This window comes from Flavobacterium fragile (genome assembly GCF_023634865.1).
In the GTDB taxonomy this organism is placed as follows: Bacteria; Bacteroidota; Bacteroidia; order Flavobacteriales; family Flavobacteriaceae; genus Flavobacterium; species Flavobacterium fragile.
This window is the reverse complement of the sequence record NZ_JAMLJN010000005.1, coordinates 1-23,458: the sequence shown is the minus strand read 5'-3', so window position 1 is coordinate 23,458 and position 23,458 is coordinate 1. Positions and strand designations below refer to the sequence as shown.

At 30.6% G+C, this 23,458-nt stretch carries 34 protein-coding genes; 4 read left to right on the top strand and 30 right to left on the bottom strand.

The genetic code is table 11. From position 1 onward, the window contains the following. Positions 1-204: 204 nt before the first annotated feature. The 27 genes from arsA to NAT47_RS07025 all read right to left on the bottom strand — a co-directional run bounded on the left by arsA (position 205) and on the right by NAT47_RS07025 (position 18,995). Entirely contained in the window at positions 205-1,983 is a 1,779-nt protein-coding gene (arsA, locus tag NAT47_RS07155) for an arsenical pump-driving ATPase (protein WP_250581707.1), read from the bottom strand. Between the two features lie 186 nt (positions 1,984-2,169). Next, positions 2,170-2,553: a hypothetical protein gene (locus NAT47_RS07150; RefSeq protein ID WP_250581705.1), complete on the bottom strand. Its 384-nt coding sequence runs from the start codon at positions 2,551-2,553 to the stop codon at positions 2,170-2,172. 447 nt (positions 2,554-3,000) lie between these two features. Beyond that, positions 3,001-3,180 (bottom strand): hypothetical protein, encoded by a 180-nt coding sequence (locus tag NAT47_RS07145; protein ID WP_250581703.1) that lies wholly within the window; start codon positions 3,178-3,180, stop codon positions 3,001-3,003. Between the two features lie 33 nt (positions 3,181-3,213). After that, on the bottom strand, positions 3,214-3,537 hold the full coding sequence (locus NAT47_RS07140; protein WP_250581702.1) for a DUF6572 domain-containing protein: 324 nt from the start codon (positions 3,535-3,537) through the stop codon (positions 3,214-3,216). A gap of 1 nt (position 3,538) precedes the next feature. Beyond that, positions 3,539-3,724, bottom strand: coding sequence for a hypothetical protein (locus NAT47_RS07135; protein WP_250581700.1), 186 nt, complete (start codon positions 3,722-3,724; stop codon positions 3,539-3,541). Further along, a complete protein-coding gene (locus NAT47_RS07130; protein ID WP_250581698.1) occupies positions 3,721-4,146 on the bottom strand; it encodes a hypothetical protein in 426 nt (141 codons plus the stop codon). Before NAT47_RS07130 ends, NAT47_RS07135 begins: the two co-directional genes overlap by 4 nt. Position 4,147: 1 nt before the next feature. Then, positions 4,148-4,444: a hypothetical protein gene (locus NAT47_RS07125; RefSeq protein WP_250581697.1), complete on the bottom strand. Its 297-nt coding sequence runs from the start codon at positions 4,442-4,444 to the stop codon at positions 4,148-4,150. Between the two features lie 135 nt (positions 4,445-4,579). Further along, positions 4,580-5,758, bottom strand: a complete 1,179-nt coding sequence (locus NAT47_RS07120) for a hypothetical protein (RefSeq protein ID WP_250581695.1) — start codon at positions 5,756-5,758, stop codon at positions 4,580-4,582. Then, positions 5,758-6,366: a hypothetical protein gene (locus tag NAT47_RS07115; RefSeq protein WP_250581693.1), complete on the bottom strand. Its 609-nt coding sequence runs from the start codon at positions 6,364-6,366 to the stop codon at positions 5,758-5,760. Before NAT47_RS07115 ends, NAT47_RS07120 begins: the two co-directional genes overlap by 1 nt. After that, a complete protein-coding gene (locus tag NAT47_RS07110; RefSeq protein ID WP_131541108.1) occupies positions 6,366-6,794 on the bottom strand; it encodes a hypothetical protein in 429 nt (142 codons plus the stop codon). Before NAT47_RS07110 ends, NAT47_RS07115 begins: the two co-directional genes overlap by 1 nt. A gap of 171 nt (positions 6,795-6,965) precedes the next feature. Next, complete coding sequence (locus NAT47_RS07105; protein ID WP_250581692.1) at positions 6,966-7,793, bottom strand: hypothetical protein; 828 nt, start codon at positions 7,791-7,793, stop codon at positions 6,966-6,968. Positions 7,794-8,020: 227 nt separating this feature from the next. Next, complete coding sequence (locus tag NAT47_RS07100; protein WP_250581691.1) at positions 8,021-8,434, bottom strand: hypothetical protein; 414 nt, start codon at positions 8,432-8,434, stop codon at positions 8,021-8,023. A 166-nt stretch (positions 8,435-8,600) separates the two neighbouring features. Then, complete coding sequence (locus NAT47_RS07095; RefSeq protein ID WP_250581689.1) at positions 8,601-9,104, bottom strand: hypothetical protein; 504 nt, start codon at positions 9,102-9,104, stop codon at positions 8,601-8,603. 155 nt (positions 9,105-9,259) lie between these two features. Then, positions 9,260-9,769 carry a hypothetical protein gene (locus NAT47_RS07090; protein WP_250581687.1) on the bottom strand — a complete coding sequence of 170 codons (510 nt, stop codon included), beginning with the start codon at positions 9,767-9,769 and terminating at the stop codon, positions 9,260-9,262. A 156-nt stretch (positions 9,770-9,925) separates the two neighbouring features. Beyond that, the gene (locus NAT47_RS07085; protein ID WP_250581684.1) at positions 9,926-10,591 is read right to left on the bottom strand and encodes a DUF6624 domain-containing protein; all 666 of its coding nucleotides are present in this window, start codon (positions 10,589-10,591) and stop codon (positions 9,926-9,928) included. A gap of 188 nt (positions 10,592-10,779) precedes the next feature. Continuing rightward, a complete protein-coding gene (locus tag NAT47_RS07080) occupies positions 10,780-11,478 on the bottom strand; it encodes a hypothetical protein (protein ID WP_250581683.1) in 699 nt (232 codons plus the stop codon). A gap of 185 nt (positions 11,479-11,663) precedes the next feature. Next, positions 11,664-12,167: a HEPN domain-containing protein gene (locus NAT47_RS07075; RefSeq protein WP_250581682.1), complete on the bottom strand. Its 504-nt coding sequence runs from the start codon at positions 12,165-12,167 to the stop codon at positions 11,664-11,666. Beyond that, positions 12,167-13,240, bottom strand: coding sequence for a DUF262 domain-containing protein (locus tag NAT47_RS07070; RefSeq protein WP_250581681.1), 1,074 nt, complete (start codon positions 13,238-13,240; stop codon positions 12,167-12,169). Before NAT47_RS07070 ends, NAT47_RS07075 begins: the two co-directional genes overlap by 1 nt. Positions 13,241-13,428: 188 nt before the next feature. After that, positions 13,429-14,085 carry a hypothetical protein gene (locus tag NAT47_RS07065; RefSeq protein WP_140999467.1) on the bottom strand — a complete coding sequence of 219 codons (657 nt, stop codon included), beginning with the start codon at positions 14,083-14,085 and terminating at the stop codon, positions 13,429-13,431. Positions 14,086-14,267: 182 nt separating this feature from the next. Beyond that, positions 14,268-14,786 carry a hypothetical protein gene (locus NAT47_RS07060; RefSeq protein ID WP_250581679.1) on the bottom strand — a complete coding sequence of 173 codons (519 nt, stop codon included), beginning with the start codon at positions 14,784-14,786 and terminating at the stop codon, positions 14,268-14,270. A gap of 152 nt (positions 14,787-14,938) precedes the next feature. Next, positions 14,939-15,790, bottom strand: coding sequence for a hypothetical protein (locus NAT47_RS07055; protein ID WP_250581677.1), 852 nt, complete (start codon positions 15,788-15,790; stop codon positions 14,939-14,941). A 166-nt stretch (positions 15,791-15,956) separates the two neighbouring features. Then, positions 15,957-16,361 (bottom strand): hypothetical protein, encoded by a 405-nt coding sequence (locus NAT47_RS07050; protein WP_250581676.1) that lies wholly within the window; start codon positions 16,359-16,361, stop codon positions 15,957-15,959. A 174-nt stretch (positions 16,362-16,535) separates the two neighbouring features. Beyond that, positions 16,536-17,114, bottom strand: a complete 579-nt coding sequence (locus NAT47_RS07045) for an outer membrane beta-barrel protein (RefSeq protein WP_250581674.1) — start codon at positions 17,112-17,114, stop codon at positions 16,536-16,538. 163 nt (positions 17,115-17,277) lie between these two features. Next, positions 17,278-17,679, bottom strand: a complete 402-nt coding sequence (locus NAT47_RS07040) for an SMI1/KNR4 family protein (RefSeq protein ID WP_250581673.1) — start codon at positions 17,677-17,679, stop codon at positions 17,278-17,280. Between the two features lie 8 nt (positions 17,680-17,687). Continuing rightward, positions 17,688-17,927, bottom strand: a complete 240-nt coding sequence (locus NAT47_RS07035; protein ID WP_132120159.1) for a hypothetical protein — start codon at positions 17,925-17,927, stop codon at positions 17,688-17,690. Continuing rightward, on the bottom strand, positions 17,893-18,117 hold the full coding sequence (locus tag NAT47_RS07030; RefSeq protein WP_250581672.1) for a hypothetical protein: 225 nt from the start codon (positions 18,115-18,117) through the stop codon (positions 17,893-17,895). The genes NAT47_RS07035 and NAT47_RS07030 overlap by 35 nt, the downstream gene beginning before the upstream one ends. Before the next feature lie 647 nt (positions 18,118-18,764). Next, positions 18,765-18,995 carry a hypothetical protein gene (locus NAT47_RS07025; protein WP_250581671.1) on the bottom strand — a complete coding sequence of 77 codons (231 nt, stop codon included), beginning with the start codon at positions 18,993-18,995 and terminating at the stop codon, positions 18,765-18,767. 164 nt (positions 18,996-19,159) lie between these two features. On the opposite strand from NAT47_RS07025, the gene NAT47_RS07020 reads away from it, so the two are divergent. The 3 genes from NAT47_RS07020 (at position 19,160) to NAT47_RS07010 (ending at position 20,355) form a co-directional block, all read left to right on the top strand. Next, entirely contained in the window at positions 19,160-19,480 is a 321-nt protein-coding gene (locus tag NAT47_RS07020; RefSeq protein WP_250581670.1) for a hypothetical protein, read from the top strand. 163 nt (positions 19,481-19,643) lie between these two features. Continuing rightward, on the top strand, positions 19,644-19,859 hold the full coding sequence (locus NAT47_RS07015) for a hypothetical protein (RefSeq protein ID WP_250581669.1): 216 nt from the start codon (positions 19,644-19,646) through the stop codon (positions 19,857-19,859). A 145-nt stretch (positions 19,860-20,004) separates the two neighbouring features. Next, positions 20,005-20,355, top strand: coding sequence for a hypothetical protein (locus tag NAT47_RS07010; RefSeq protein ID WP_250581668.1), 351 nt, complete (start codon positions 20,005-20,007; stop codon positions 20,353-20,355). 72 nt (positions 20,356-20,427) lie between these two features. Here the strand turns inward: NAT47_RS07010 and NAT47_RS07005 are convergent, their stop codons facing one another. Together NAT47_RS07005 and NAT47_RS07000 are read right to left on the bottom strand one after the other, a co-directional pair. Continuing rightward, complete coding sequence (locus tag NAT47_RS07005; RefSeq protein ID WP_250581666.1) at positions 20,428-20,949, bottom strand: hypothetical protein; 522 nt, start codon at positions 20,947-20,949, stop codon at positions 20,428-20,430. A gap of 153 nt (positions 20,950-21,102) precedes the next feature. Further along, complete coding sequence (locus NAT47_RS07000; protein WP_250581665.1) at positions 21,103-21,582, bottom strand: hypothetical protein; 480 nt, start codon at positions 21,580-21,582, stop codon at positions 21,103-21,105. A gap of 179 nt (positions 21,583-21,761) precedes the next feature. On the opposite strand from NAT47_RS07000, the gene NAT47_RS06995 reads away from it, so the two are divergent. Then, complete coding sequence (locus tag NAT47_RS06995; RefSeq protein WP_250581664.1) at positions 21,762-22,148, top strand: hypothetical protein; 387 nt, start codon at positions 21,762-21,764, stop codon at positions 22,146-22,148. Positions 22,149-22,259: 111 nt separating this feature from the next. On the opposite strand, the gene xerA is transcribed toward NAT47_RS06995, so the two are convergent. Continuing rightward, positions 22,260-23,297: a site-specific tyrosine recombinase/integron integrase gene (gene xerA, locus NAT47_RS06990; protein ID WP_250581662.1), complete on the bottom strand. Its 1,038-nt coding sequence runs from the start codon at positions 23,295-23,297 to the stop codon at positions 22,260-22,262. Positions 23,298-23,458: the final 161 nt, after the last annotated feature.

Here is a 23,458-nt window from a genome sequence, read left to right as displayed (position 1 = left end):
TTAAATAAATATCCCTGAATGTCTTACCTTTTCGTCACGCAAAAATTACTGCTAACGTTCCCACGCTTGGCTTCGTGCGGGATTTCAGGGCACAAAACTGTCAGCTCAGCACTAAAGCCCAATTGAAAAACTGAACTTGAATGTAAGCACGTCACCCCGCATGACGCCAAACGTGTGTTATGCCTTCGCCCTTCTTTCAGCATGTCAAATTATTACTATGTTTAAATGTTCGTCTAACAACGCTGGAAGTAATTTTTTTTCTGCAATAAATGGAATCCCAAAAGTCCTGTCAGCATATTCGGTTTTTATTGTTTTGATGACTTCTACTTCAGCATTTGCACGACTTTTAAGTAAAGGGTCACTAATTCCTGAAAGCATAGAAAGACTTTGGTTTATTAACCAAGCGTAAGGTCGAATATTCGCTCTTTTTAAATCGTTTTGTAAGTCTCCTACTTCACGCATTGGCGTTGTTTCTGGTAAGGAAACTAGAATTATTTTTGATAATGTCTGGTCTTGCAACAACATATACGGAGTTCGTAGTCGACCTGCATTAATATTGTTTCTCATAATGTCGCGGTGATAGCTACCAGCCGTGTCTAATAACAAAAGAGTATGACCAGTAGGGGCTGTGTCCATTATAACAAATTTTCTTTTTGCCATAGAAATGGCTTTAGAGAATGCGTGAAAAACAGCAACTTCTTCTGTGCAGGGAGATTTTAAATCTTCGAGAATTAACTTTTTAGCTTCATCGGATTGTCCTTGCCCTTTATGTTCTAATATTTTTTCTGTGTACCGTTGTGTTTCTGCTTTGGGGTCAATGCGTTCCACGGTTAATGTTGAAGGCAGTTCACCCAACTGTTCAATAAAATCTTGAATATGTGCTGCAGGGTCAGTAGTTGTTAATAGAACTTCATAGCCTTTTTTTGCGAGTAAAACTGCAATTGCAGAAGCGGCAATTGTTTTGCCCACGCCACCTTTGCCCATGGTCATAATGAGGCCATATTGTTGATTTGCGCAAAGTTCATCCACGAGTTGGTCTATTCCCTTTAATACCTGAATGGACGTTTCTGATTTCAGTAGATTATTTTCTGAAATGTATTTTTGTAGTTCTGAGTTAAATAGTGAACGTAGTTTTACAATTCCCAACACATTGTAGGGCAAAAGCGGAAAGGTCTTTAATGGCAAAGTCTTCAAATTGTCAGGAATTGAATTGAGTTGCCCATTGCCCATTGCTTCGATTTTTTGAGCAAGCAAGTCATTTTTGTCTATTGCTTTGAAAACGCCGTTAATGTATAAGAGTTGATTACTCATCCCTAGTTCTTTCAATTCATTGCTCGTTCTCGAAGCTTCTTTTAATGAAGCTTTATCTGCCCTTGCAACGATATAAAAACTAGTTAGAGATGCATCTCTTAGTCTGTTTACTACGGTATGATATCTCTCTTTTCCGCTTTTCAATGCAGAAGTTGGACCCAAACAAGACGCTCCATCAGGATTTTCTTCAGTAAAGCTCGACCAGGCAGCAGGCAGTTCAAGTAGTCGCAAGGTGTGACCTGTGGGTGCCGTATCGAAAATAATCACATCAAATTTTTCCCCTTCAGTTTCTCCTGATACAAAACGGGAAAACTCATCAAACGATGCAATTTCAGTAGTACATGCTCCGGAAAGGTCTTCCCTGATTTTTTTAATTTCAGGTTTTGTTGCAATTCCTTCTAAAGGTTGTGTGACTCTATTTCGATACTCTTCAGCTGAATTTTCAGGGTTGATATTGATAGCAAAAAGTCGGTCAGTCCCATTTACTTGTTTTATATGTTCGTCAACTTGGCTTTCTAATACGTCTTTTAAGTTGGAGGCTGGGTCGGTGCTCACGAGAAGAACTACTTTTCCTGCATCGGCCATTTCCACTGCTGTCGCACAAGCAAGAGATGTTTTTCCAACTCCGCCTTTTCCAGTAAAGAATAAATATTTTGTTTTTATATCAGTCATTTTATCTTGTTCAAATGTCGTCTAATAGGGTGAGGCATAACGTTCTGCGGCTTGCTCTCAGTGGCGTTGAACCAGCACCAAGCCATTACAAATATAACAAAACATTCCATTCAGCAGCGGATTTTCCGTAGGAAAATCCGGAAGTAGCCATTGAAGCAAACCGCTGTTGTGCGCGCGGCTTTATTATTAAGGTAAAAGGAAAAACCTCCAACCACTCCAATAATCTCTGTAATTATCTTCAAAGCTTTTTAATTCGTTTGACTTTGGTAATTTATTTTTTTGAGCGTATCTATTATAATCAATCTCATTTTTAAATTCAACTATTTTTTCTGAATCAATTTCATAAACGAAATAATCATTTTCAAAATCATAAAAATCACTACTTAAATTACCACATAAAGTATTGTTTTTAACTTTAAAATGAGTCAATTCAACTTCATTTCCATCGTTTGTTCTTATCCCTTTTAGTATTCCATATTTCGTCCAATTTATGTTATTTATTTCTTTAGTATAACTTATAGGAATTCTTGCGCTATCTCCAAGTCCATGATTACCATATGGTGTAAACATATAAAACAAAAGAAATGATGAAATAAATAACCAAAGTATTTTTTTAGATTTTAGGGGTTGAGGTTTTTTATTTTCTGGAATTATTTTAAATATGTAATATAAAACTGTTGAATAAACAAATCCTAAAAAAGTTATTTTTAAAAGTTCAAATATAAAATGACCTAGCACTTCCATTTATTAATTATTATTTTTTCGCATTTAGTTCGGATAAGCTGACGCACAACGTGTTGCAGCTTGGCAAAGTTGCGACAATTAATTAGTTACGGTCACAAATATACCGAAAAGTTTGAAAGAAAAAACCTTACTTCGAAGAAGAAGTGCAAGCACTGACGCTTACAGATAAAAACCAAGCCTAGCAATTTTGCCAAACTGCTGTTATAGCCAGTACTTTTTTACTTTCTGTTTCCACTTCGATTTACCTTTTCTACTTTCCTGTTATTTTCGGCTTTAATTTTTGTTTACACTTGCAATAAACATTACAATACCAAAAATGAATAAACCTAATCCAATTAATAATCCCATTGTACTAAATGTTGGTCCAGGTAATATTGTCCATGCTAAACCATTCAATACAAATCCCAATATTATTGAGCAAAATGATAAAATTATTCCTTTCTGTTTTGTCATGTTTTTCTGTTCTTGAACAAATGAGTTTCTTTATTATTTTTCTATAACTTTCCATTTAAATTCTAAACCTTGTTTTTCCATAAACTTTTCACAATGATATAGAAAAGTAAGTGAATCTTCTTTTGGCTGATACTTCATAACAACACTTATAATAATTCCATTATTTTCCACATTCGGATAATGCTCTAAAATTTGACCGTTTTGAATAAAATCTAAATATGCGTTCAATTTATCTTGTAAAAAGAGCAAATGCTTATTTTCCACATCCCATTCTAAATGATCTGAAATTGTTAACTCAACTTTATTTTCTGGAGTTGTGCTAATGAAGTCTATTTTATCTTTTTGTTCAATGCTCATTTTATGGTTTCGTCCTGATGAAGTATTGGCTATAACGGTTTGCAGCTACCCGAAGGTGGCGGTTTTGAAGCGATTCACTTTCTGTTAAGCACAAACTTTCATAGAAGTACAAAGCTTGATTTAACCACTGATCCGCCACTTTTGGGTAGGTGCTGTTATAGGGCGTTTTTCTTTCTTCAATGGTCATTTTATAATCATTTCAATTGAAGGTTCGTCCACTCTTAACCATCTTAATATTTCTTTTGCCCTACTTTTATTCGTGGTTTTTACTTTGTCAAATTCATCCATTAAACCACTTACATAAAGTCTTTCATTAACTGTCATTCCTGAAAGGCCTTCAATATTTTGAATGCGAGTATAAGTCTGCTCGTTAGTTAGCTTTTTATAAATGTACTCACAAGCTTCTTCTTCTGAATAAAATGTTCTTACAGAATGCTTTTCGCCACGCTCTTTGAAATAGGTTTCATATTCAAGTGTAAACTTTCCTTTCTTTATAGTCAAGGATAATTTTTCATTGTCGTCCGCTGAACCATAAAGTCCGTGAAGAAAGTATTGGTTATCATTAATTCCAACGCTCTTCAATTTTGTATGTAGTTCAAGTATTGTCATTTTAATCAAGTGTTACACTGCCAATAATTATGTAGTCAAATTCATCATTCTCTTCTCTTACTAATGAACCACCGACAGTCACCGAATAATATTGACCAAGCGGTTTAAATGTTTCCTTTTCATATCTTGGTTTAAGTTCTATTAAGTCGCTTGTCAATTTGTTGCCTTTTATAGGTTTAGTTAACTTAACCAATAACTTATCACCGCCACGGTCAGATAAGATAGTCCCAAAAAGATTTTCTTCCCAATCCCAAGGTTCACTTACTATTATTCTAACCGTTTGTCCTTTCAAGCTCATTATCTGTGTGTAGGTTTATAATGCCCTATAACGTTTTGTGGCTTTGCGTAGTGGCGGATTTCGAAGACGAAACTTTCGATTTCGCACTAAAGTTCAATTGAAAAACTGAACTTGAATTTCGCACTAAACCCGCCATTACGCAAAACCACTGTTGTGCGTAGTTATTATATTCTTTTTTAGTGCTACTTCACAGATTAAATCAATTTCTGAGTTCGTAAAATTCAGTTCAAAATTTTCAAATTCTTTCAAAATTTTCTCGGAAAGATTTATACTTCTCAAATGTCCTCTTTGTACTAACTGCATCCACGTTGCATCTTCAGTTTCTTGATATCCTCCTGAATTATTTGGAATATGTGAACCGTGTCGATACATTTTCATACTGTCCCACATTAGTTGAATAAAGGGTTGTCCGACTAAATTATTTTTTGTTGCTGTTGTGTAAGCCAAATATTTATCAGAAATATATTGAATATCTGGTATCACACCTATTCCAAAAATTACCATAAATTGGTAGCCATAATCCCTTACAATTCTTGCCCTGTTTGAATATGCATCAATAGAGAGTAAATTGCCCTCACTCATATAGATAACTCTTGAAAGGTATAGGAAGATTAATTTTAATAATTTGATTTCGAAGTTTTCAATTGACTTTTCAATTTCCCTAAAACCGTCATATCCCAATAAAAACTGAATTCGATATAAAGACGTAGCACACGCATCTACACCTCGCAAACTATGCCAAAAATAATTTGGATAACGTAAAGCGTATTTAAGAGATTTTTTTAGAACCGCTATTCCATTCGAGTAGTTTTTTGCTTGAATAATTGGTTCTGAGATTAAATCATAAATATATGGGTGATTAAAGTCCTTATATTTTTCATATAATTCTGACAATCCTTTTCCATCAACACCGTGTAAAGAAATATATTCTTTTACTGTTTTGTACTTCCCTTTATTTATTTCTTCAAAAGATAAGTCGCCTGTTTTTATTGCTTGAAAGTCAGTTTGAAATTCTTTTAGAAAATCTTCATTGGGTATTTGCAACTTATTTACAATTGAAATTTTTAAAGCACTATTCGCATAAATTTCATTTTCCGTGCATTCAAAAATATGTTTTAGCAGTATATCTTCTTCTGGCGATAACTCTCTCTTTTGGGATAGATTTTCTCTAAAAAATTCAATTAACAAATAAAAACCATTTTTACCCTCAATCTTTTTTTCTTGAGAATAGTTTTTGTAGAAATCCTCAAATTCTGGAATCGAGAAGAGTAGTCCAAGACTTAATTTTAGACCTTTGTCAACTGTTTCATCCATTATAATGGTGGTAATGGATTATAATTTTCGTGTAAATATGGACCTGTACATAATTGACCAATTATGTTTTCAACTTTTCCATATTCTGACATATCGGTTTCAGCAATTATAACTCCTGACATTTGAGCCAAAGCATCTATTTTAGAAAGTCCTGTTCCTCCAAACGCACTCCACATCAAAATAAGTTGGTCATTCAATAGGTAGTGTAAATATGTAAATTCTATTTCTTCAATGTCAGAATTGTTACCTTGTCTTGCTCCTTTAATTTTATCAGCGAATCCAGCATAGGAAACACTACCAACCATATTGCTGCTTTTTTCAGATAGCAATTGTAACAATATTGGCTGTGTTTTCATTGATTGATTTTGGTATAAAGTCATCATTTCACGAAAGCCCTCATTGAAGTCACTCCACAAAACTTTATTTCCACCAAACATTTTCTTTTGAAATGAATTTTGAATTTTGTCCCACATAAATAAAGTTGAATACTTTCTGTAGAATACATTTAGAAGTACCTTCTCTCCATATTCACTTTTACTATATCTACTTCGCCAAGCTTGCAAGTTGTTCATTCCTTCTGCAAGCTGATTTCTTAAATCTATTCTCATTATTGATTGAAATAATTAGTGTTTTGCCTTAAAATGTTCTCCGCTTCTTTATTCCCGAGCTTATATGATTTTACCAAATAGTCAATTCCTTCTTGTGGTTTATCTTGATTGTGGTAAATCACAAATAACTGGTAATATGCTTGATTTAATTCGCTTATGCTTACAGAAATTTTTAAATCATCAATTGCTCCTTGCATATCATTGAGATAATATTTTGCTAATGACCTGTTGTAATAAATCATAGCATCTTGCTCTGCAATTTCAGCGTCATTAAAATTTACTCGATTTGAAACATATTCCGAAATCAACTTGTTGAAAACTTCAAGCGATTTTTGGTGTTCGCCATTTTGAAGTAAAGAAGCAGCCATTAAAAATAATGCTGGTTCACCTGTTAATTTTTCTTCTTTTTTTCTGTCAAATAATCCCATTTTGATTTGATTTAGTTTGTTATAATTACGCACAAAGTTCCCAGGCTTTACGTCTGTTGCGGATTAAGTAAGCCGAAACTTTCGGTTTTGCACTGACTTTAAAGATACAAAACTAACTTTAAATTTAGCCCGAAACCCGCAATAGCGTAAAACCTGTGTTGGTGGTAGTTTTTATTTACAAGATTTTTTATATTCTTCAATCATTTTTACATATGGTTCTGTAAAATAATCTTCGTTTAATTTTAATATTTTATTTTTCTCTTCAACTTTTGTTAAATCTTTTTCCTTTTTGACTGCTTTAATTTGAAGTTGCAATTCTGCATATTTTTTCTTTGCATTTTCTTTGTTGGTAAATTCTTCAATCAAGGGTTTTATTTTGTCACAATCGTTAAAAATAAATTTTAACATAATTTGATAAGATTCAATTATTGCATCAGAACTAATAAATGATTTGTCTGTTGGCTTTAAAGCGTATTCATCATCATTACTCAAATACGTATAAGTATGTACATATCTATTATTTATAAACAGATTAAAACCAAAAATCTTAATTTTCTCACTATCCTTTAACAATGGCAACCAAACTTTTCTATCTAAATCAACAATATTTTTTTTCTTATCTACACTCTTAATTTTAAGTAAATAGTAAGTTTTGGTAACATTGTTAACAACAACACTTATGCTTTTTATTTTATCTTGGGTTAATATAATTGGTTTGTCATTAATTTCTTTTTTAAAATGAAATTTTTTGTCATCAAGGTTTAATTGGTCTTCAAGCTTGTCAAAATAATCTAAACCCAAACCAACTTCTATTGAATTATTCTCGATAAAGCCATTAATATAACCCTTGACTTTTGTATTGTCAGAGTATGTAATTTCTGCTTCTTCATATTTGTTGCCTAAATTTAAATTTATTAAACCACTATTCGAAGTGTAAGTTTGCGATACCATTACGTTATAATTAAATAGAATAGTAATTAGAAGAATTATTTTTTTCATTTATTTAATTGTTTTAAGTTTTTTTTCGTTTCGTTGGTCAAAATTACCACCAACGTTCTGCGGCTTGCTCTCAGTGGCGTTGAACCAGCACCAAGCCATTACAAATATAACAAAACATTCCATTCAGCAGCGGATTTTCCGTAGGAAAATCCGGAAGTAGCCATTGAAGCAAACCGTTGTTAGCCGTAGTTTTTTAATTTGATTATTTTATAAATTTCAAAATGAAACTACTCGACTCTGTTAAATTCAATTTCAGGAATCTCTTTTATGCGATATCTTCTTTTTAAGACATTATTTTTCTTGTCAAGTCCTAAGTAGGGAATGGTATCGCCAAAAGAGTTTTTATGAATGAACTCCATAAAAGGATGGAAATTGTACTGCGGATCTGCTGTAACGAGTTGGTAATTGTATTGCCCTTCTTGAATATAGTATTTTGGTAGTTTTGATTTACCTTTAATGATTTTCAATTCATACCTATCTTCAACTTTTTTTCCTCCTCTATACTGTTCTTTAATTTCTAATTTTATTTTAAGTTCGTCATTGCTTTCCCAAATTCCAATAAAATCTTGACCATTATTAGTTCGAGATTTATCACATCCAAAAAGTACAAAGAAAACTAAAAAGAGAGAAATTGATTTCATTACTATTTTTTTTAAAATTACGGCTAACGTTTCGCGGCTTAAAAATGTGGCGAAAACGCAACACCAAGCCTTCACAAATATAACCAAAACTTTAAATTAAACAACTACTTCATTTTGGATTTTCCCGAAACCAGCCATATTTTTAAACCGCTGTTGTAAACAGTTTTTAAATTTTCGGAAACCATATTTTACAAAAGAATATATTCCTTTCAAATCTTTTGTTTATTTGAGTTAATTCCCATTTCGTGTATTCGAATATTTTTAAGTCTTCTGTATTAAATCCGTCTTTTGTCAAGTTTGTCGTAATTATTTCTTTTTCGGATTTCTTTTTTATACGTTTAAACTTCCTTTCTTTGAAATTAATTAAAATATGATAAACATTTTTAAAATCTTTAAATTCACAAAAGTATGCGTAATTTCCACATTCAGAATAAGAGACATATTTAAAATCATTTTCCTCTGAAGAATTTATAGGACATGCGTAATATTGGTTATTGTAGTAAATAATTTCTTTTTTAATATCTAGAAATGAAATTTTTGCTACAAACCAACCCCAATAAAAGTCAAATGGTTTTTGAATTTGGTAAAAATATTTTTTATTTGGGCTTAAAGTATTTATGTTGACTAAATTGTCACCCCAATTAAATTTGTATTTATTTTCGTCGATCATAGAATTGTTTACAACGTTCTGCGGCTTGCTCTCAGTGGCGTTGAACCAGCACCAAGCCATTACAAATATAACAAAACATTCCATTCAGCAGCGGATTTTCCGTAGGAAAATCCGGAAGTAGCCATTGAAGCAAACCGCTGTTGTAGGTAGTTTTTTTATCTAATTCGTTTTTTCAATTCTTTTGATTCTTTATAACTAACAAATTCGGTAATCTTTATTTTAGGATTTTGAAGTTTCATAATAAGTTTTTTTAAATCATATTCAATATTTTCGATTTTAGATTCAAAATTATGAGGTGTCCAGATCAAAATTGGCTTTTCAGATACTTTTAGAGTTTCAATATCTGATTTCAATATCCAAATTGTAAAAACACCAAGTTGATTTTTTTCTCCGATTAGATTTTCAAATCCGTTTTGAATTTTACCTATTGCTTTAAATTCATTATTTTCTGAATTAATGTATAACCAATCTGTTACGTCTTCATGGATTATATCCACAAAATCTTTTGACGAAATTATTCTCCAATGAAAATTTTCATCATTAACATAAAATTCTGTTGTAAATTTTTTTTCAGATTCTTTTAACCATTCATAAACTCTTTCTTTAGGTTCTGAATTTCCTAAAGATTCATTAAAATGTATTCTACTTATTAGGTCTGTTGACATTTTTTATAAAATTACCTACAACGTTCTCGCGCTACAAGCAGTTTGGGGTTAAATTAAGCCCATTATTCGGATTTGCCAAATCTTCCAAATACAAACCAATTTTTCCATAAAGCCAAATCCCCAAATTGCTTGTAGCGTGTGTTGTAGGCAGTGTTTTTATTCATAGAGTTTTGGTTCTTTCATTCCTTGCTTGATAAAATAATCTTTGTTCATTTCAAAATGATCAGTTGTCATCGAATTATAATATTCTTTAAAAGGAGGTAAATTATATTTAATTCTCAAATTGTCAACATTTAATGAGTCAATTAATCCGTTTTTTGGAATTGCTTGTCCTGATTTATTGTAAGTAATTTGCGAACCAAATCTCTGCTTTTGGTTTAGGTTAATTGCAATTCTGTCTTCGAGCATTGCATAATTAGATCTTTCTGCGTTATTTTTATCGATTTCTTTTGCTAATTCTTTAAGCATTTTCTGTTGGAACTTAATATCATTGTCTGCGTGTTGGATAGTAATCCAAAATTTTCGAGAGTATTCTTTACCAATTTTATCATATCCCAAATAACCATATTTTGAATATATCTTTTTTATTTTTTTTTGATTCTCAAGACCAACACTATCTCTCATCATTTCAAAAATTTTCCAAGCTTCCTTTTTCTCATGTTTTTTAAATAGGTAATCAAAAGGACCTCCTGCATATTTTTGGTCAATATTAAATATATAATTCAATTCAGATATTATATTTTCTTTTTCTGAATTCGAAATTACTTTGGTTGAATTACAACTAATTAAACCTAAAAATAAGAAAATTAATGTCTTTTTCATCTAATTCGTTTTTTGGAGTAACATTGCCTACAACGTTCTGCGGCTTGCTCTCAGTGGCGTTGCACCAACACCAAGCCATTACAAATATAACAAAACATTCCATTCAACAGCGGATTTTCCGTAGGAAAATCCGGAAATAGCCATTGAAGCAAGCCGCTGTTACCAGCAGGTTTTATTTTCACAGATTACTAATTAAATTTTTCATAGTATGTTTTTTCCTTACCTAAATATACTTCTTCAGGTTCAAAAGTTAAAGGAAATAATTTTTTCCCTTTGATTAATAGCAATTTTGTCATCCAACTTGACATTGCTAAATCAATTCCTTCGTCATTTTCAGAAGTAAATATTTCAATACTATTTTTATCGAATTTTGGATAAAAAATTGTTTCAGTTAATTTTATTAAAGGCTCACTTTTTAATTCTATTTCGAAAATATCTTTTATTTGGATTTTGTTGATTTTCATTTTAGGGATGATTAACATCCCGTTGTGGTCAGTTTTAAAAAAATCTCCATCATTTATTGATATATAGCATTCCATACTTTCAGTTTCTTCTTCTCCTTTTTTTGATGCTCTTTGAATCTTTACGGCTATTTTAGTTGTCTTTGAATCCGAATTTTCTGTTTCTATTATTCTGGTTGGCTGCGAAAAAAAAACTTTGTCAGTTGTCAATTTAATGGTGTCTTTTACTACTGTATATTTGCCAGTTAAAGATCCACTACCTAAAATATCTTGATTGTAAATAAATTCAAAAGTACCGTTTTTGTCAAATTTAAAAACAAAACAATTGGGTCCGTGCTTACATATTTTATGCTTGAATTTGCCTTCTATTTGGGCATTTAGATTTAATGAAATTAAGAATATTATTAATTTTATTAAGTATTTCATATTTCTGACATCATTCTAGATTCTTGAGTCTGCGGTAAACTTGCTGGTAACGTTCCGCGGCTTGGCGCAGTAGCGGCTGCGTGAACGTATATTTTCTTGCTAAGATAAGATTTTCCTGCGGAAAATCAAAAGTTCTATTTAAGATAAAAACAGCTATTGTGCCAAACCGCTGTTGTGTGCAGTAATTATATCATTGATAATGTTAATTCAAGTTTAGATAAATGATTGTAAATATTATTTAAGTTTGTTAACATTGAATGTGGGGCTTGATACGTGTGAGTTACACCAACAATTGTAGTATGTGCTGCTGCATTTCTTAATGAAACTAAATTGTTTAACTGTGATTTTAATAAAGTAAAAGTTCCACCGTCAAAATCTAATAAATCTTCAACTTTTTCAACATTAATTAATCCAATTATCTTAATTAATAATGGTCGAAGGTTTTTATCATATTCAAAACCATAAGTTTGTTTAACATAAATTGTTTTTGCAAGATTTAAATTAGTTGCAAGACTTAATTTTGTATCAATATAGTTTTCCAGTATTTCATCAATACATAGCTCAATCCATCCGCAAAGCTCCATTAGAGCTAACTTTGAATAATATACTTTATGATTAGTGTCGGTTGTTGAATCATAAAGTGTTTTTAATTCATCTAGTAAATCTTTTATTGGCTGTTTTGGCAACATTAATTAGAAAATATATTTTTTGAGGCTATTAATCTATTAGTTAGTTTTTCTTTTTGTGCTAAACCTTCTTTTAAGTTTACTAAACTAAATTCTTCCAATTGTAGAAATTGAGCATATAAATTTTTAATGTGTTCTTTATCTTTAATTTTTAGAGTTTCTATGTTTTGTGAAATCCCAAATAATAATCCTTCTAATACTGTTTTTCCAATTCCTTTAATTGATTTTTCATCAAAAATTTGATTATAAATTATGGTAAAGGTTTCAGTTACTAAACTCCTTTTTTGTTCTATATTTTCATCAGTTAAATTGCGATTTGTATGCATGTAAGAATTTAAGTAAGTAGATAATTTTCCAGAATAAGAATTCAAATTATCATTGAAAGCAAAAAACCTTAATAATAATTCTTCATTTGCAAATCTTGATTTTTCACCAATAGTATTAACTATAATATTTGATTTTGAAAGTTCTTTTAATAAAGTGTTGAGATTACCATTGAAAATACAATTTCTAATTTCTTGATTATTCAATTTTATTCCTCCGGAATTTAATCTATGAAATATTGTAAATAAATATTCTGAATGCGATTTTTTAGAATAATCACATCGAATTACAGTTATAGGAATTACAACATTTTGGACTCTTGAATATAAATCTTTGAATTTTGTTTTTATAGTATGTACAGTTTTACCTGATAAATTTTCGTCAATATCTTCTAGTTGTGATAATTTCCATTCATCATTTGATAGGAAATTAATAATACTGCTCATCCTTTGTAGACCGTCAATAATTTGACGTTTATCCGTTTTATAGTCTAAACTAATACACATGCTTGGAATAGGAAGTTGCTTAATTAAACTATCTATAAATCTAGTTTGGTCTGGTTTAGACCATACTACATCTCTTTGAAAATCAGGTTGGATTTCTAATTGGTTGGTTTCATACATTCTCAATAAATCTGCACAAGAACGTAATTCATTAAATGCAACTATATCATTTGGAGGTAATTCGTTATAATTATCTTCATAAGATAACTCTTCTTCTAATTTTTCTAATTCTTGATTTTCTTCTTGCATCTGGATTAAATTATTTATATTCTTGATTAGAATTTTGTTATTATTGCACACAACGTTTTGCGGCTACAAGTAGTGGCGTAAACCATAACCAAGCCATAACAAATATAAACTTATTTTAGAAAATTCGGAGAATTTTCGGAATAGTACTGAACTAGCCATTACTTGTAACCGCTGTTAGCAACAGTTTTTTATTGTCCAATATCATTAATACCTTCGAGATATTTTAATTCAATTTTAGTTGTCTTTTTGAATTCAGATATTTCTTTATCATTCATATATCCGATTACTGCATCTTGTCCGAGAACATAAACTGTAAATTTTTTAGTGTTTTTATTTACGGAATTTACTTCTTGAATTTTGTCAAATAACTCTCCGTCAACCCAATCATTGTCAATTCTCAAATTCCATTTATAACTTTTACCTTCAAAATCAAAAGAAACCCAAGCTTGTTCATTTTCTATATCAACGTAATCTTTTATATTTTCAAGGTTTAATTGTCCTTTTGAAATTCTTTTTAAGTTTTCAAGAATATCTACATACGAACCATGGTCTTCAATACATTCTGCATCAAAATGCCAACAATCGTCAGTAATAGGAGTGTAAGGTTCTTTTTCAATTGTAGAACCTAAACAAACATACATCAAATTCCACGGGTCATTTTCAAATTCTGATTTATCAAAAGATTCCAATAGACTTTCTTTGGTAATACCATTATTAAATTTAAAACCTAACTTTTGAAAAGAATCCAATTGTTGTTCAAATGTTGCTTTTGGTATTTTTTTTACATTTTCTTGGATGAACTTATATGCTTTGAAACCATTCAGTATAAAAAATACACTGACCATTATTATAATTGATTTTACCATATTTTTTTTCAAAATTGTTGCTAACGTCCCGCCGGCTTGGCCTGCTGTTGCGGCATTAGTACACGGAACATGACAAATATAAACAAATTTTGGTTTAACGAATAACTTTCCAAATATTCGCAAAACCCGCAATGGCGCCAAACCGCTGTTAGCAACAGTTTTTATGACGATCCGTTTATTTGTAAATCAAATAAAAGTTCCGAATCTATATAATATTTTACATTCCAAAAATGACTGCAACCGTCAAACCAAACTTGCCAATGTTTTTTCCAATCTCCCAATTCGTTATAAAATTCATCATTTTCATTTTCTTCGACATTATCCTGCCAAAGGAAATTTATCAATAGATATTTTTTTCCAGAATCATCAATAAAACCTAGATATTGTCTGACGTATTTTTTTAAGTTTTTGTGGATTATAGGACAAGAACCTTTCTGGTTCCAACGATTAGTGTTTATTCTTTTTAAATCTAATTTTAAGTTTTTTTCAAATGCTTTAATTTCTTCACGAGTTGGCGTAAATCTGTAGCTGTTATCCAGCCAATTATGAGCTTTGTTAATATAGTCTTTAGAGAATATTACACCTTTAACATTCTTTTCTTCAAAAATTTCATTTGTTTGAGCAATTAAAAAATTTGAAGTAACTTTCAAAAATAATAATATTGTAAGAAGTCTTTTCATCACAAAATTGTTGCTAACGTTCCGGCGCTTGGCGAGGTTGCGAACTTCGGAACTGATTATTTTCTATCAAAGATAAAATTTCTTGCGAAATGTAAACGTGTATTTACTACAAAATTCGCAATCTTGCCAAACGCCTGTTGTGTGTTCGTTTTTTAATATTCAAATTCGGTTCTTTTATTTTCTAAAAACCAATTTATATATTCATCTCGAATATTATTTAAATTTAACTCGACACTTAATTTTGTGTTTTTTGGTAATATTTTCAATAAAATTAAATTCACATTTAAATTAATTATTGAAGAACTTTTGTTTTCTATGATATTTATTTTTTTATCCTTTTCTTTAATTTCGATATAATTTACGGAAATCGGATGTCCGCAATATTTAGGAAAATCTAAATCATATAATTTAGTTTCTTCTTTTGAAAAAGTAATAATTCCTAAACTATTCCATGCATCCAATGTTAAAGTAATTACATTTAAAATAGGTTTGTTAAGTTTTAAATATTCATCAAAATATTTATAGTTTTGAATTTCAGAATATTTTTTTTCAGTATCATTTTTTTCGTCGTAATCATTTTTTAAATAGTTTTTATCACCATTTTGCTTTGCAATTTTTAAAATTTCTTTTTTAGTTGGTTTTGTGAAATTTTGTATTAAAAATTCTTCAGTAAAGTTTTCTTTGTTTGTGTTTAGTGAAGTTAAAAGATAATCAACATCACTTTTTGGAATGGTTTTATAATTTGATGTATTTATTGTTATTGAATCTTCTGAGAAGACTTTATTGTATACTTTTTGGTTTATTTTAAGATGTTGTGAAATTTTAAAATCTCCATTCTCAGTTTTAGTTAATTCAAATATTTCACTTCTTGAGTAAATACCATTTTTCCCCCAAGAAGAACCTCCGTATATGTATGAAAATTTAATTTTGCTTATATTTTCAAAGTTTTGTGAGAATATATAATTTCCACAAAAAAGTATAAAAAGTAGGAGAATGTTTCTCATTTAATTCTGTTTTCGTTCGGCTAAAATGACACACAACGTTCCGGCGCTTGGCGAGGTTGCGAACTTCGGAACCGATTATTTTCTGTTAAAGATAAAATTTCTTGCGAAAAGTAAACGTGAATTTACTACAAAATTCGCAATCTTGCCAAACGCCTGTTAGCTGACGTTAAAATTTATTTTTTGGATTTACTTTTGTCAGAATATATTCGGTTACAAATTCTGAATTTTTAAATTTTGAAAGTAATTTATGTTTTTCATTATCAATTTGAATAATTTGAACGTAAAGAGTATCCATATCTTTTTCATTTCCAATTTTTAAGTCACTCTTTTCTACTTTTCCCTTCACAATTTTCATATCATAAAGTATGTAAGTAGAATCTGAAGTCCATTTTAATTTATTTTTTACAATTCCGTATTTACTTTTTGAAATTAATTTGTGTTTGGTTCTAATAATAGTATAAATAGTATTTTTATCTTTCCATTCAAAAGTTCCTATATTGCAATTTTGACAATCTTTTGAGAATGAAAAAAATAAAATTGAAAGTAAACTAATAATTATAAACTTTTTCATTTTTAAGCGATTAGTTTTTATTAATGGCAGCTAACGTTCTGTGGCTTGCTCTCAGTGGCGTTGTACCAACACCAAGCCATTACAAATATAACAAAACATTCCATTCAGCAGCGGATTTTCCGCAGGAAAATCCGGAAGTAGCCATTGAAGCAAACCGCTGTTGTATGTAGTTTTTTATAATCTTAAACCAACACCAAGTTTTACTAAATTAACATTTGTATTAAATGTAGTATTTGGAATTCCATTTTCTTCTTGAAGTTTTGTAAAGTCAAATTGTCCATTAACAAAAAATTTACTTGTAATATCATAAGATAAACCGAAATTTAAGTTAATCCCAGCTTGAGTATCGTTTAGGTCTGAAATATCATATCCATTATTGGTTCCAGTTGCTTTAAATATTATGAAACTATATCCAAGAGAAGTGTATGGATGAAGCTTTTTAATATTTTTGATGTTAAACTCACAAAATATTTTTGGTTGTATTGGGTAAGCATAAATTTTGTAATTCTGTGGTGAATTAATTTGCGAATTATTAAATGTCAAAAGTCCAGCATTTAAAGCAATTCCAAAATCTAAAACGTCTTTGTCAATAATTTTATATTTTCCCCCAATATCAACTATTCCAGTGTAATTTTTTCCAATAAAATTATTGTCTGCAGGAATTGGATAATTAAGTTCAATGCTAAGTTTCGATTCTTGAGAAAATAAAGCTAAATTAAGATTCAAAAATAAAATTAAAAGTGTTTTTTTCATGATGATTTTTTAAAATTACATACAACGTTTTGCAGCTACACGCAGGTGGGGATTTTTAGCACTGAACTTCATTAAATGTACAGAACTTGGATTTAGCACTTCACTTTCGTAGAAGTACTGAACCCCCACTTGCGTGTAGGTGCTGTTAGCGGTAGTTATTCTTTCAGTCTTCATTTAGTTCGTCAATATTGTCTGCTACTTTTTCTGTTTGTCCAGTCTCGTGAAACCACATAAAAATTTCGTCACTTAATTTTTTCCCATTTTCTTCTGTCGGCAGTAATACTAAAAAGTCACCACAACCATTTGAGGCAATTGCAACACCATTATTCGGAAAGTTCTCCCATTCTTTTGCTTGTTTTGTTTCTAAGCCAATATGGTTACAAGTTCTACTAATTCTTTTGTTGTCTGATTTATCAAAAAACGGAAATAATTGCCAATCATCATCTTCTGTCATTAATTCTCCACCATTTTCTTTTGTCATTTTCGACTTGAATTTGTCTGGAAACATTAGTCCGAGTTCTTGCTCCGTTTCATTAATATATTTTATGTCTACTGGAAAAGGCATTGGTCGAGTTATTTTAAGTTGTCATAATCAATAAAGTCCCAAGGAATTTCTTTCTTAAAAGTTTGAATACTTTCTTCAAGCAAGTCTAATGAAATGTCTTGTTGGTAAAGCGTAACAGTCCTTGTGCGTTTTGTGTCGTCACGGAATATTTCAATTACTAATTTGTCGTCACGGTAAATTTCAACGCCAACTCCGTCTCTGTCGCTTACATCACTAGCAATTATTACTCTGTCTTTCGGTAGTGTCATTTGTCAAATTATGTGTTGTAGTGTCGTCCGTTATAATTACCGCTAACGTTCCATCGCTTGCTTTCAGTGGCGTTGAATCAGCACTGATGTTTAATTTTTTCCTTCTGTTTGTTTTTTCTCTACTGTTTTTTACAATTCCCAAGCGTAGCCATTGAAGCAAACGATTGTTGTATGGCGTTATTGTATCCACTTCGTTTTTTCGGCTCAGTTCGGTGAAATTTACGTTTGTTAATAACTTACTGTTAAATTGCTTTGTAGACTCGGTATTTTTTCGTTTCTTTGCATTTGAAAAAATTATTGCCCAAACTTTCCTAACGGAAGAGGGCTAAACTTTGAGTGATAAATTATGTATAACTAAAACTAATTAATTATGAAAAATGTAGTTTTATTACACACCAACCGAGGTGGCTTCGGTAAACTTTTCTATAACCTTCTAATATTTAATCAGAAATGGAAGAAAAACCAAAACCTAAAAAGTGGTGGGATTCTGAACTTTTCATTAAAGTAAGCGGGCAAGCTATAACTGAATTGATAAAGTGGATATTCACAACACTAATTTAAGAACCTCTTAAAAACTTGAAACTCAGCACTTAGTATTGGGTTTCTTGTTTCTCTAGGGTGCAAAGATATAAACATTTTTATATCTACCAAATTTTATTAACAAATTTAACAAACGTAAAATTTCAAAGAACTAATTTACTATGACACAAGAAATAAACACATTAATCAATCAAATTTTAATAGGTTCAAAACTTAACGCTTTAAAATTAACTTTAACAGATAAACAATTAGAAGTTTATCATAATCATTTATTAGATGAAGCAGAGAAACTTAAACCTATTTTACTTGAGTTAAAACTTTCCCGTGAACAAGTTGATGAAGTGCTAACAAACTTTCTGAAGTAGTTTTGTGATTTTCTATTTCAGTTTTTGTTAATTCTTTTTCGTCAAAAACTGATAATATACTTTTACAAGTTGCCTTAATAAACCCATACGATTTTCCTTCGAGATGTTGCGTTAATATTTCGTTTGCAACTTCGTTTGGGTTTTTCTGCGTTTCTTCTTTCATAATGACATACAACGTTCGAGTGCTTTGTTTAGTAGCGGTCAAAGACTCACTACCTTTTAATTAAACAAAACCGCTTACAAGTACAAAATTAACATTAAATATTAACCATACACCGCTATTGAACAAAACACTTGTTAGTAGCTGTGTTTTTAAAATTAACAATTATGATTTCAGAAAAATTATCAGTTATTATTATAGGTTTACTTTTTTTAAACTATATTATCATTTGGTATATCAAAGATAATGCGTATAAAAAAGGAGTGAAAAAAGGAGAGTTAGAAGTAGTTAGAAGTATGTTTGATACAGCTACTTGGATGGGAACTCAAAAAGATAAATCAACTTACAATACTTTATTTTTATTTGCTTCAAAATATAAAAAATATGGTTATGTTTCTTCAGATAATTTTCGTGCTAAAATATTAAGCGTAAATAATTCAAAAAGAATAACTGATTTACCGAAAAATGAACTTGAACAGCTTATTTAGTAACATAGCTACTAACGTTTTGCAACTTGTATAAGTGGCGTAAATTAAGCGAAAACACAACAAATAAAAAATAATATTAACTAACTATCCGACACACACTAAACAAGCCATTTATACAAATTGCTGTTATAAGAAGTAGCGGGTATAAACACTAAAAGTAATTATGAAAAATACACCAAAAGAACAAGCTAAAGAATTAATTGAAAAACTATATCCATTTACTTGGCAAGTTGGTTTTGATTATGATGATGATTATGAACAAGCGATAGAGTGTGCATTAATATCAGTTGATTTAATTCTTGATAGTAATAATTTAATATTTAATAAAGAATATTGGGTTGAAGTAAGGGAAGCTATAAATTCTTATAAAAACAAATAGTAGATATTTCTTATAACGTTTGGTGGCTTGTAGCAGAACGTAGAATTATAAACAAAGATTACAAACACAAAAGAATTATTAACCAACAATGGCAAAGTAGCCTAAAGTAGTTTTGCTACAAACCATTGTTATAAACAGTTATTTTATGGAATTACAAAATTTATTAGAAAGTGCTTCAAAAGATATGAAAACACTTAACGAGTTAAAAAACCTTGCTGTTAAGTTAGGGCAATACGAATTAGGAGCTGAGTGTAGAAGATTAGAAAAAGAACTATATCCTGAAACAGACGAAGAAATACAAGCAAAAGAAAGATATAAAGAAATAGAGCTTGTTTTAAGAATGGTAGAAGTAGGGTTTACAAGTAAAAAAGTTTACTACAAAATTGATAAAGCATTAGAATTATTCAAAAAGAAAAAAGGCAAATTTGACTTAAAAGATGCTGCTAAAATTATTTCAGACGCAAATCGTATTTTTAAGCGTGAAGTTTCTGAATAATTGTTTATAACGTTTTGCAGCTTGCCGAAGGCGGGGCTTTCGGAGCACCATCTGTCAAGCTACGATTAAAGTTTATTCGGAGCCGAGAAGTTTCTGCCACCACGAACGCCCCGCTTTTGGCAAGGTGCTGTTAGGTGTAGTTTTTATTTTCAAAGATCCGTTTATTTCAAAATCTAGTATTCTCCACTTGTTGTCGCCAAACCAAATTTGATACTTGTCAGCACCAATCTCAGTAATCTTTGCTCCGGTCGCTCGATACAAGTCAACTAAGTCAGAAACGAAGCCTTTGTCAACGTGTGCGGATTTTACGTTCTCAAATATTTTGATAAGGTCTGAATATTTGTCTGAGAAAAGTGGGTTGGTCAATAAAAACACTTCGTTATCATTTGAGAGTCCAACTACAGTGTCAATTATTGTAAATTTGCGATAACCAGTAAAAAATTTCGTCTTATAAAAGGCGAGCTTTGTAATTGCCTGAAGTCTCGGACTGTCTAGTCTAATAATTTCATGTTGGTCTAGAAAAACAAGTCGACCTTCAACCCGCTCTTCTGTCTTCGGAAATTTGCTCGTCAATATGGTTTGAATGTCTGTCATTAAATTACACCTAACGTTCTGCGGCTTGCTCTCAGTGGCGTTGCACCAACACCAAGCCATTACAAATATAATAAAACATTCCATTCAGCAGCGGATTTTCCGTAGGAAAATCCGGAAGTAGCCATTGAAGTAAACCGCTGTTAGCAGTAGTTTTTATTTGTTTAATTTCAAAGTTTGTTTCCCAAAAATTGGACTGTTAAATTCAATTCTATCTTCATATTCTACTGATTCAGTTGGCGGGTCAATTGGAACATTGTCTATTCGTTCTGCTTTTAAATCAGTGCATTCTGCATACAAATCGTCGAATATCAAGATTATATTATTTCGTTTTTCTATGTAGGGTAATTGAGTTGCACTTTCATTTCTCGAAATATTTTTATTTGTTAAATCAAAGGCACACCATTCGATGTTTCCACGATAGAATAAAAAATTAGTTTCTGGAATAAATAAAAAATCACTTTTGTCAATTTCATGCCCTGTTGCAAGCTCAAATTTTATCCGAGTTTTTATTCCATTATTTTCCATTATCACTTCAGAAGATTGTGTTATTTCTTCATTAAGATATATTTTTTCTCTATGAATAATGTCAAAATTGTCGGATGAGATTATATAACTAAAGTTCTTGATTTCCATTGGTTCTCGTTTTATGGAAAATTACTGCTAACGGTCGAGTGCTTGTGTTCAGTAGCGTACAAGTAAGCGACTTGTTTCCGAAATGGAAATAACTCATAGACACAAAAAAACATCAAATAAATAACTGCCGTAGCTATTAACACAAACACTTGTTATGCAACGGTTTTAAATTAAAAAATATGATAAACGCAAAAGAATTAAGAATTGGTAATTTAGTAGAATATAGAATTACCGACAAATTAGATGAAAGAAAAGAATGGTGGGAAGTTTCTGAAATAGATGCAGAAGATATTCATTGGTTATCAAAAGTTGATACAAAAGATGAATATTTCAGAGCAATACCATTAACAGAAGAATGGTTATTAAAATTAGGTTTTAAAAAAGAACGCGAACGTTATTTTAACACTTTTATAGTGTTGAGATTTATTAATAATAAAGTTGATGTTTTTAATTTAGGTGTTTCTCACGATGACGAATATTTAGAATTTTTAAACAGTATTAATTACGTTCATCAACTTCAAAATTTACATTTCGCTTTAACAGGAAGTGAGCTAACTGTTGCATAACTCGTTTATATGCGAAACTTTCAAACCACTTTTATACCTTATTGGCAAGATTGGCGAAAGTTTTTCATGTTTTGTTTCGTTTTATATAAATTCAAAGCTAACTTAAAAAACTTACACATCAAAAGGATTTTTTATTTTTTTTAAACTATCGTTACTAACATGTGTATAAATCATAGTTGTTTTTGGACTACTATGTCCTAATAAGTCTTGAATGTAGCGCAAATCTGTACCACTTTCTAATAAATGGGTAGCAAAACTATGTCGTAAGGTGTGTAGGGTGATAGATTTTTTAATTCCTGCTCGTTCTGCAGCTTTTTTTAATACAATTTGAGCACTTCTGCTGCTATACATGCCTCCAAATTGCCCTTCAAATAAGTATTCTTTAGGTTTGTAAACCATATAATATTCACGAAGTAACAACAACACCTTTTCTGATAAAAGTGTATACCTGTCTTTTTTTCCTTTGGCATTTTTTACATGTATCAACATGCGAATACTATCGATATCTTTTGGCTTCATCTCTAATGCTTCACTAATGCGAAGCCCAGCAGAATATACTAAAGCTAGTAAAGTTCTATGTTTTAAATTTTCGGTAGCATCTAGTATTCTAAACACTTCTTCTTTACTCAAAACATTCGGCAACACTTTTTCTCGTTTAGGACGATGTATTTTGTCTGTTTCAATCGAGGTCTCTTTTACTATCTTAAAAAACAACTTGATGGCGTTGACTGTCTGATTCTGAAAGGAAGAAGAAAATTTGTTCTTCAAAATGTAATCGTTGTTGTAGGCAATTACATCTTGATTGTTAATGTCTTTTAAAGCTTTGGTATTACAAAACGTTAAAAACGATTTTAAAGCATCACTATAGGTATTTATTGTATTGGGACTGTATCTTTTAGATAAAAGGTAGCGTTTGAAAGTTTCAATACTCGCTATTCCTTCGGCATTAGGCACTAGTGTATGGGCTAAGGGTAATTTAAAATGCAAGCGGTTGGCTGCTGTGTCGGGTAAGTGCCAATATTGTTTAGAAGCACTCCAGCGCGCATCTTCAAAAGTTTTAATACGTGCAATTAAAGCAGCATTTTTTTCAAAGTAAACGGCAATTCTTGGCGTTCCTTTGTGTAGTATTGTTTTGGCTTTGTAATTCATAATGAATGGCTTATATAATACAAATATAGAAAATATTTTTAAATCACAATTTTCATCGAACTATTTCTACACACATGAAATGAACAAAATCCAATATAAACTAGAATAAAACCAATTCCCCTAGGGCATTTAATTATTTTCCCTAGGGCATTTATATAATT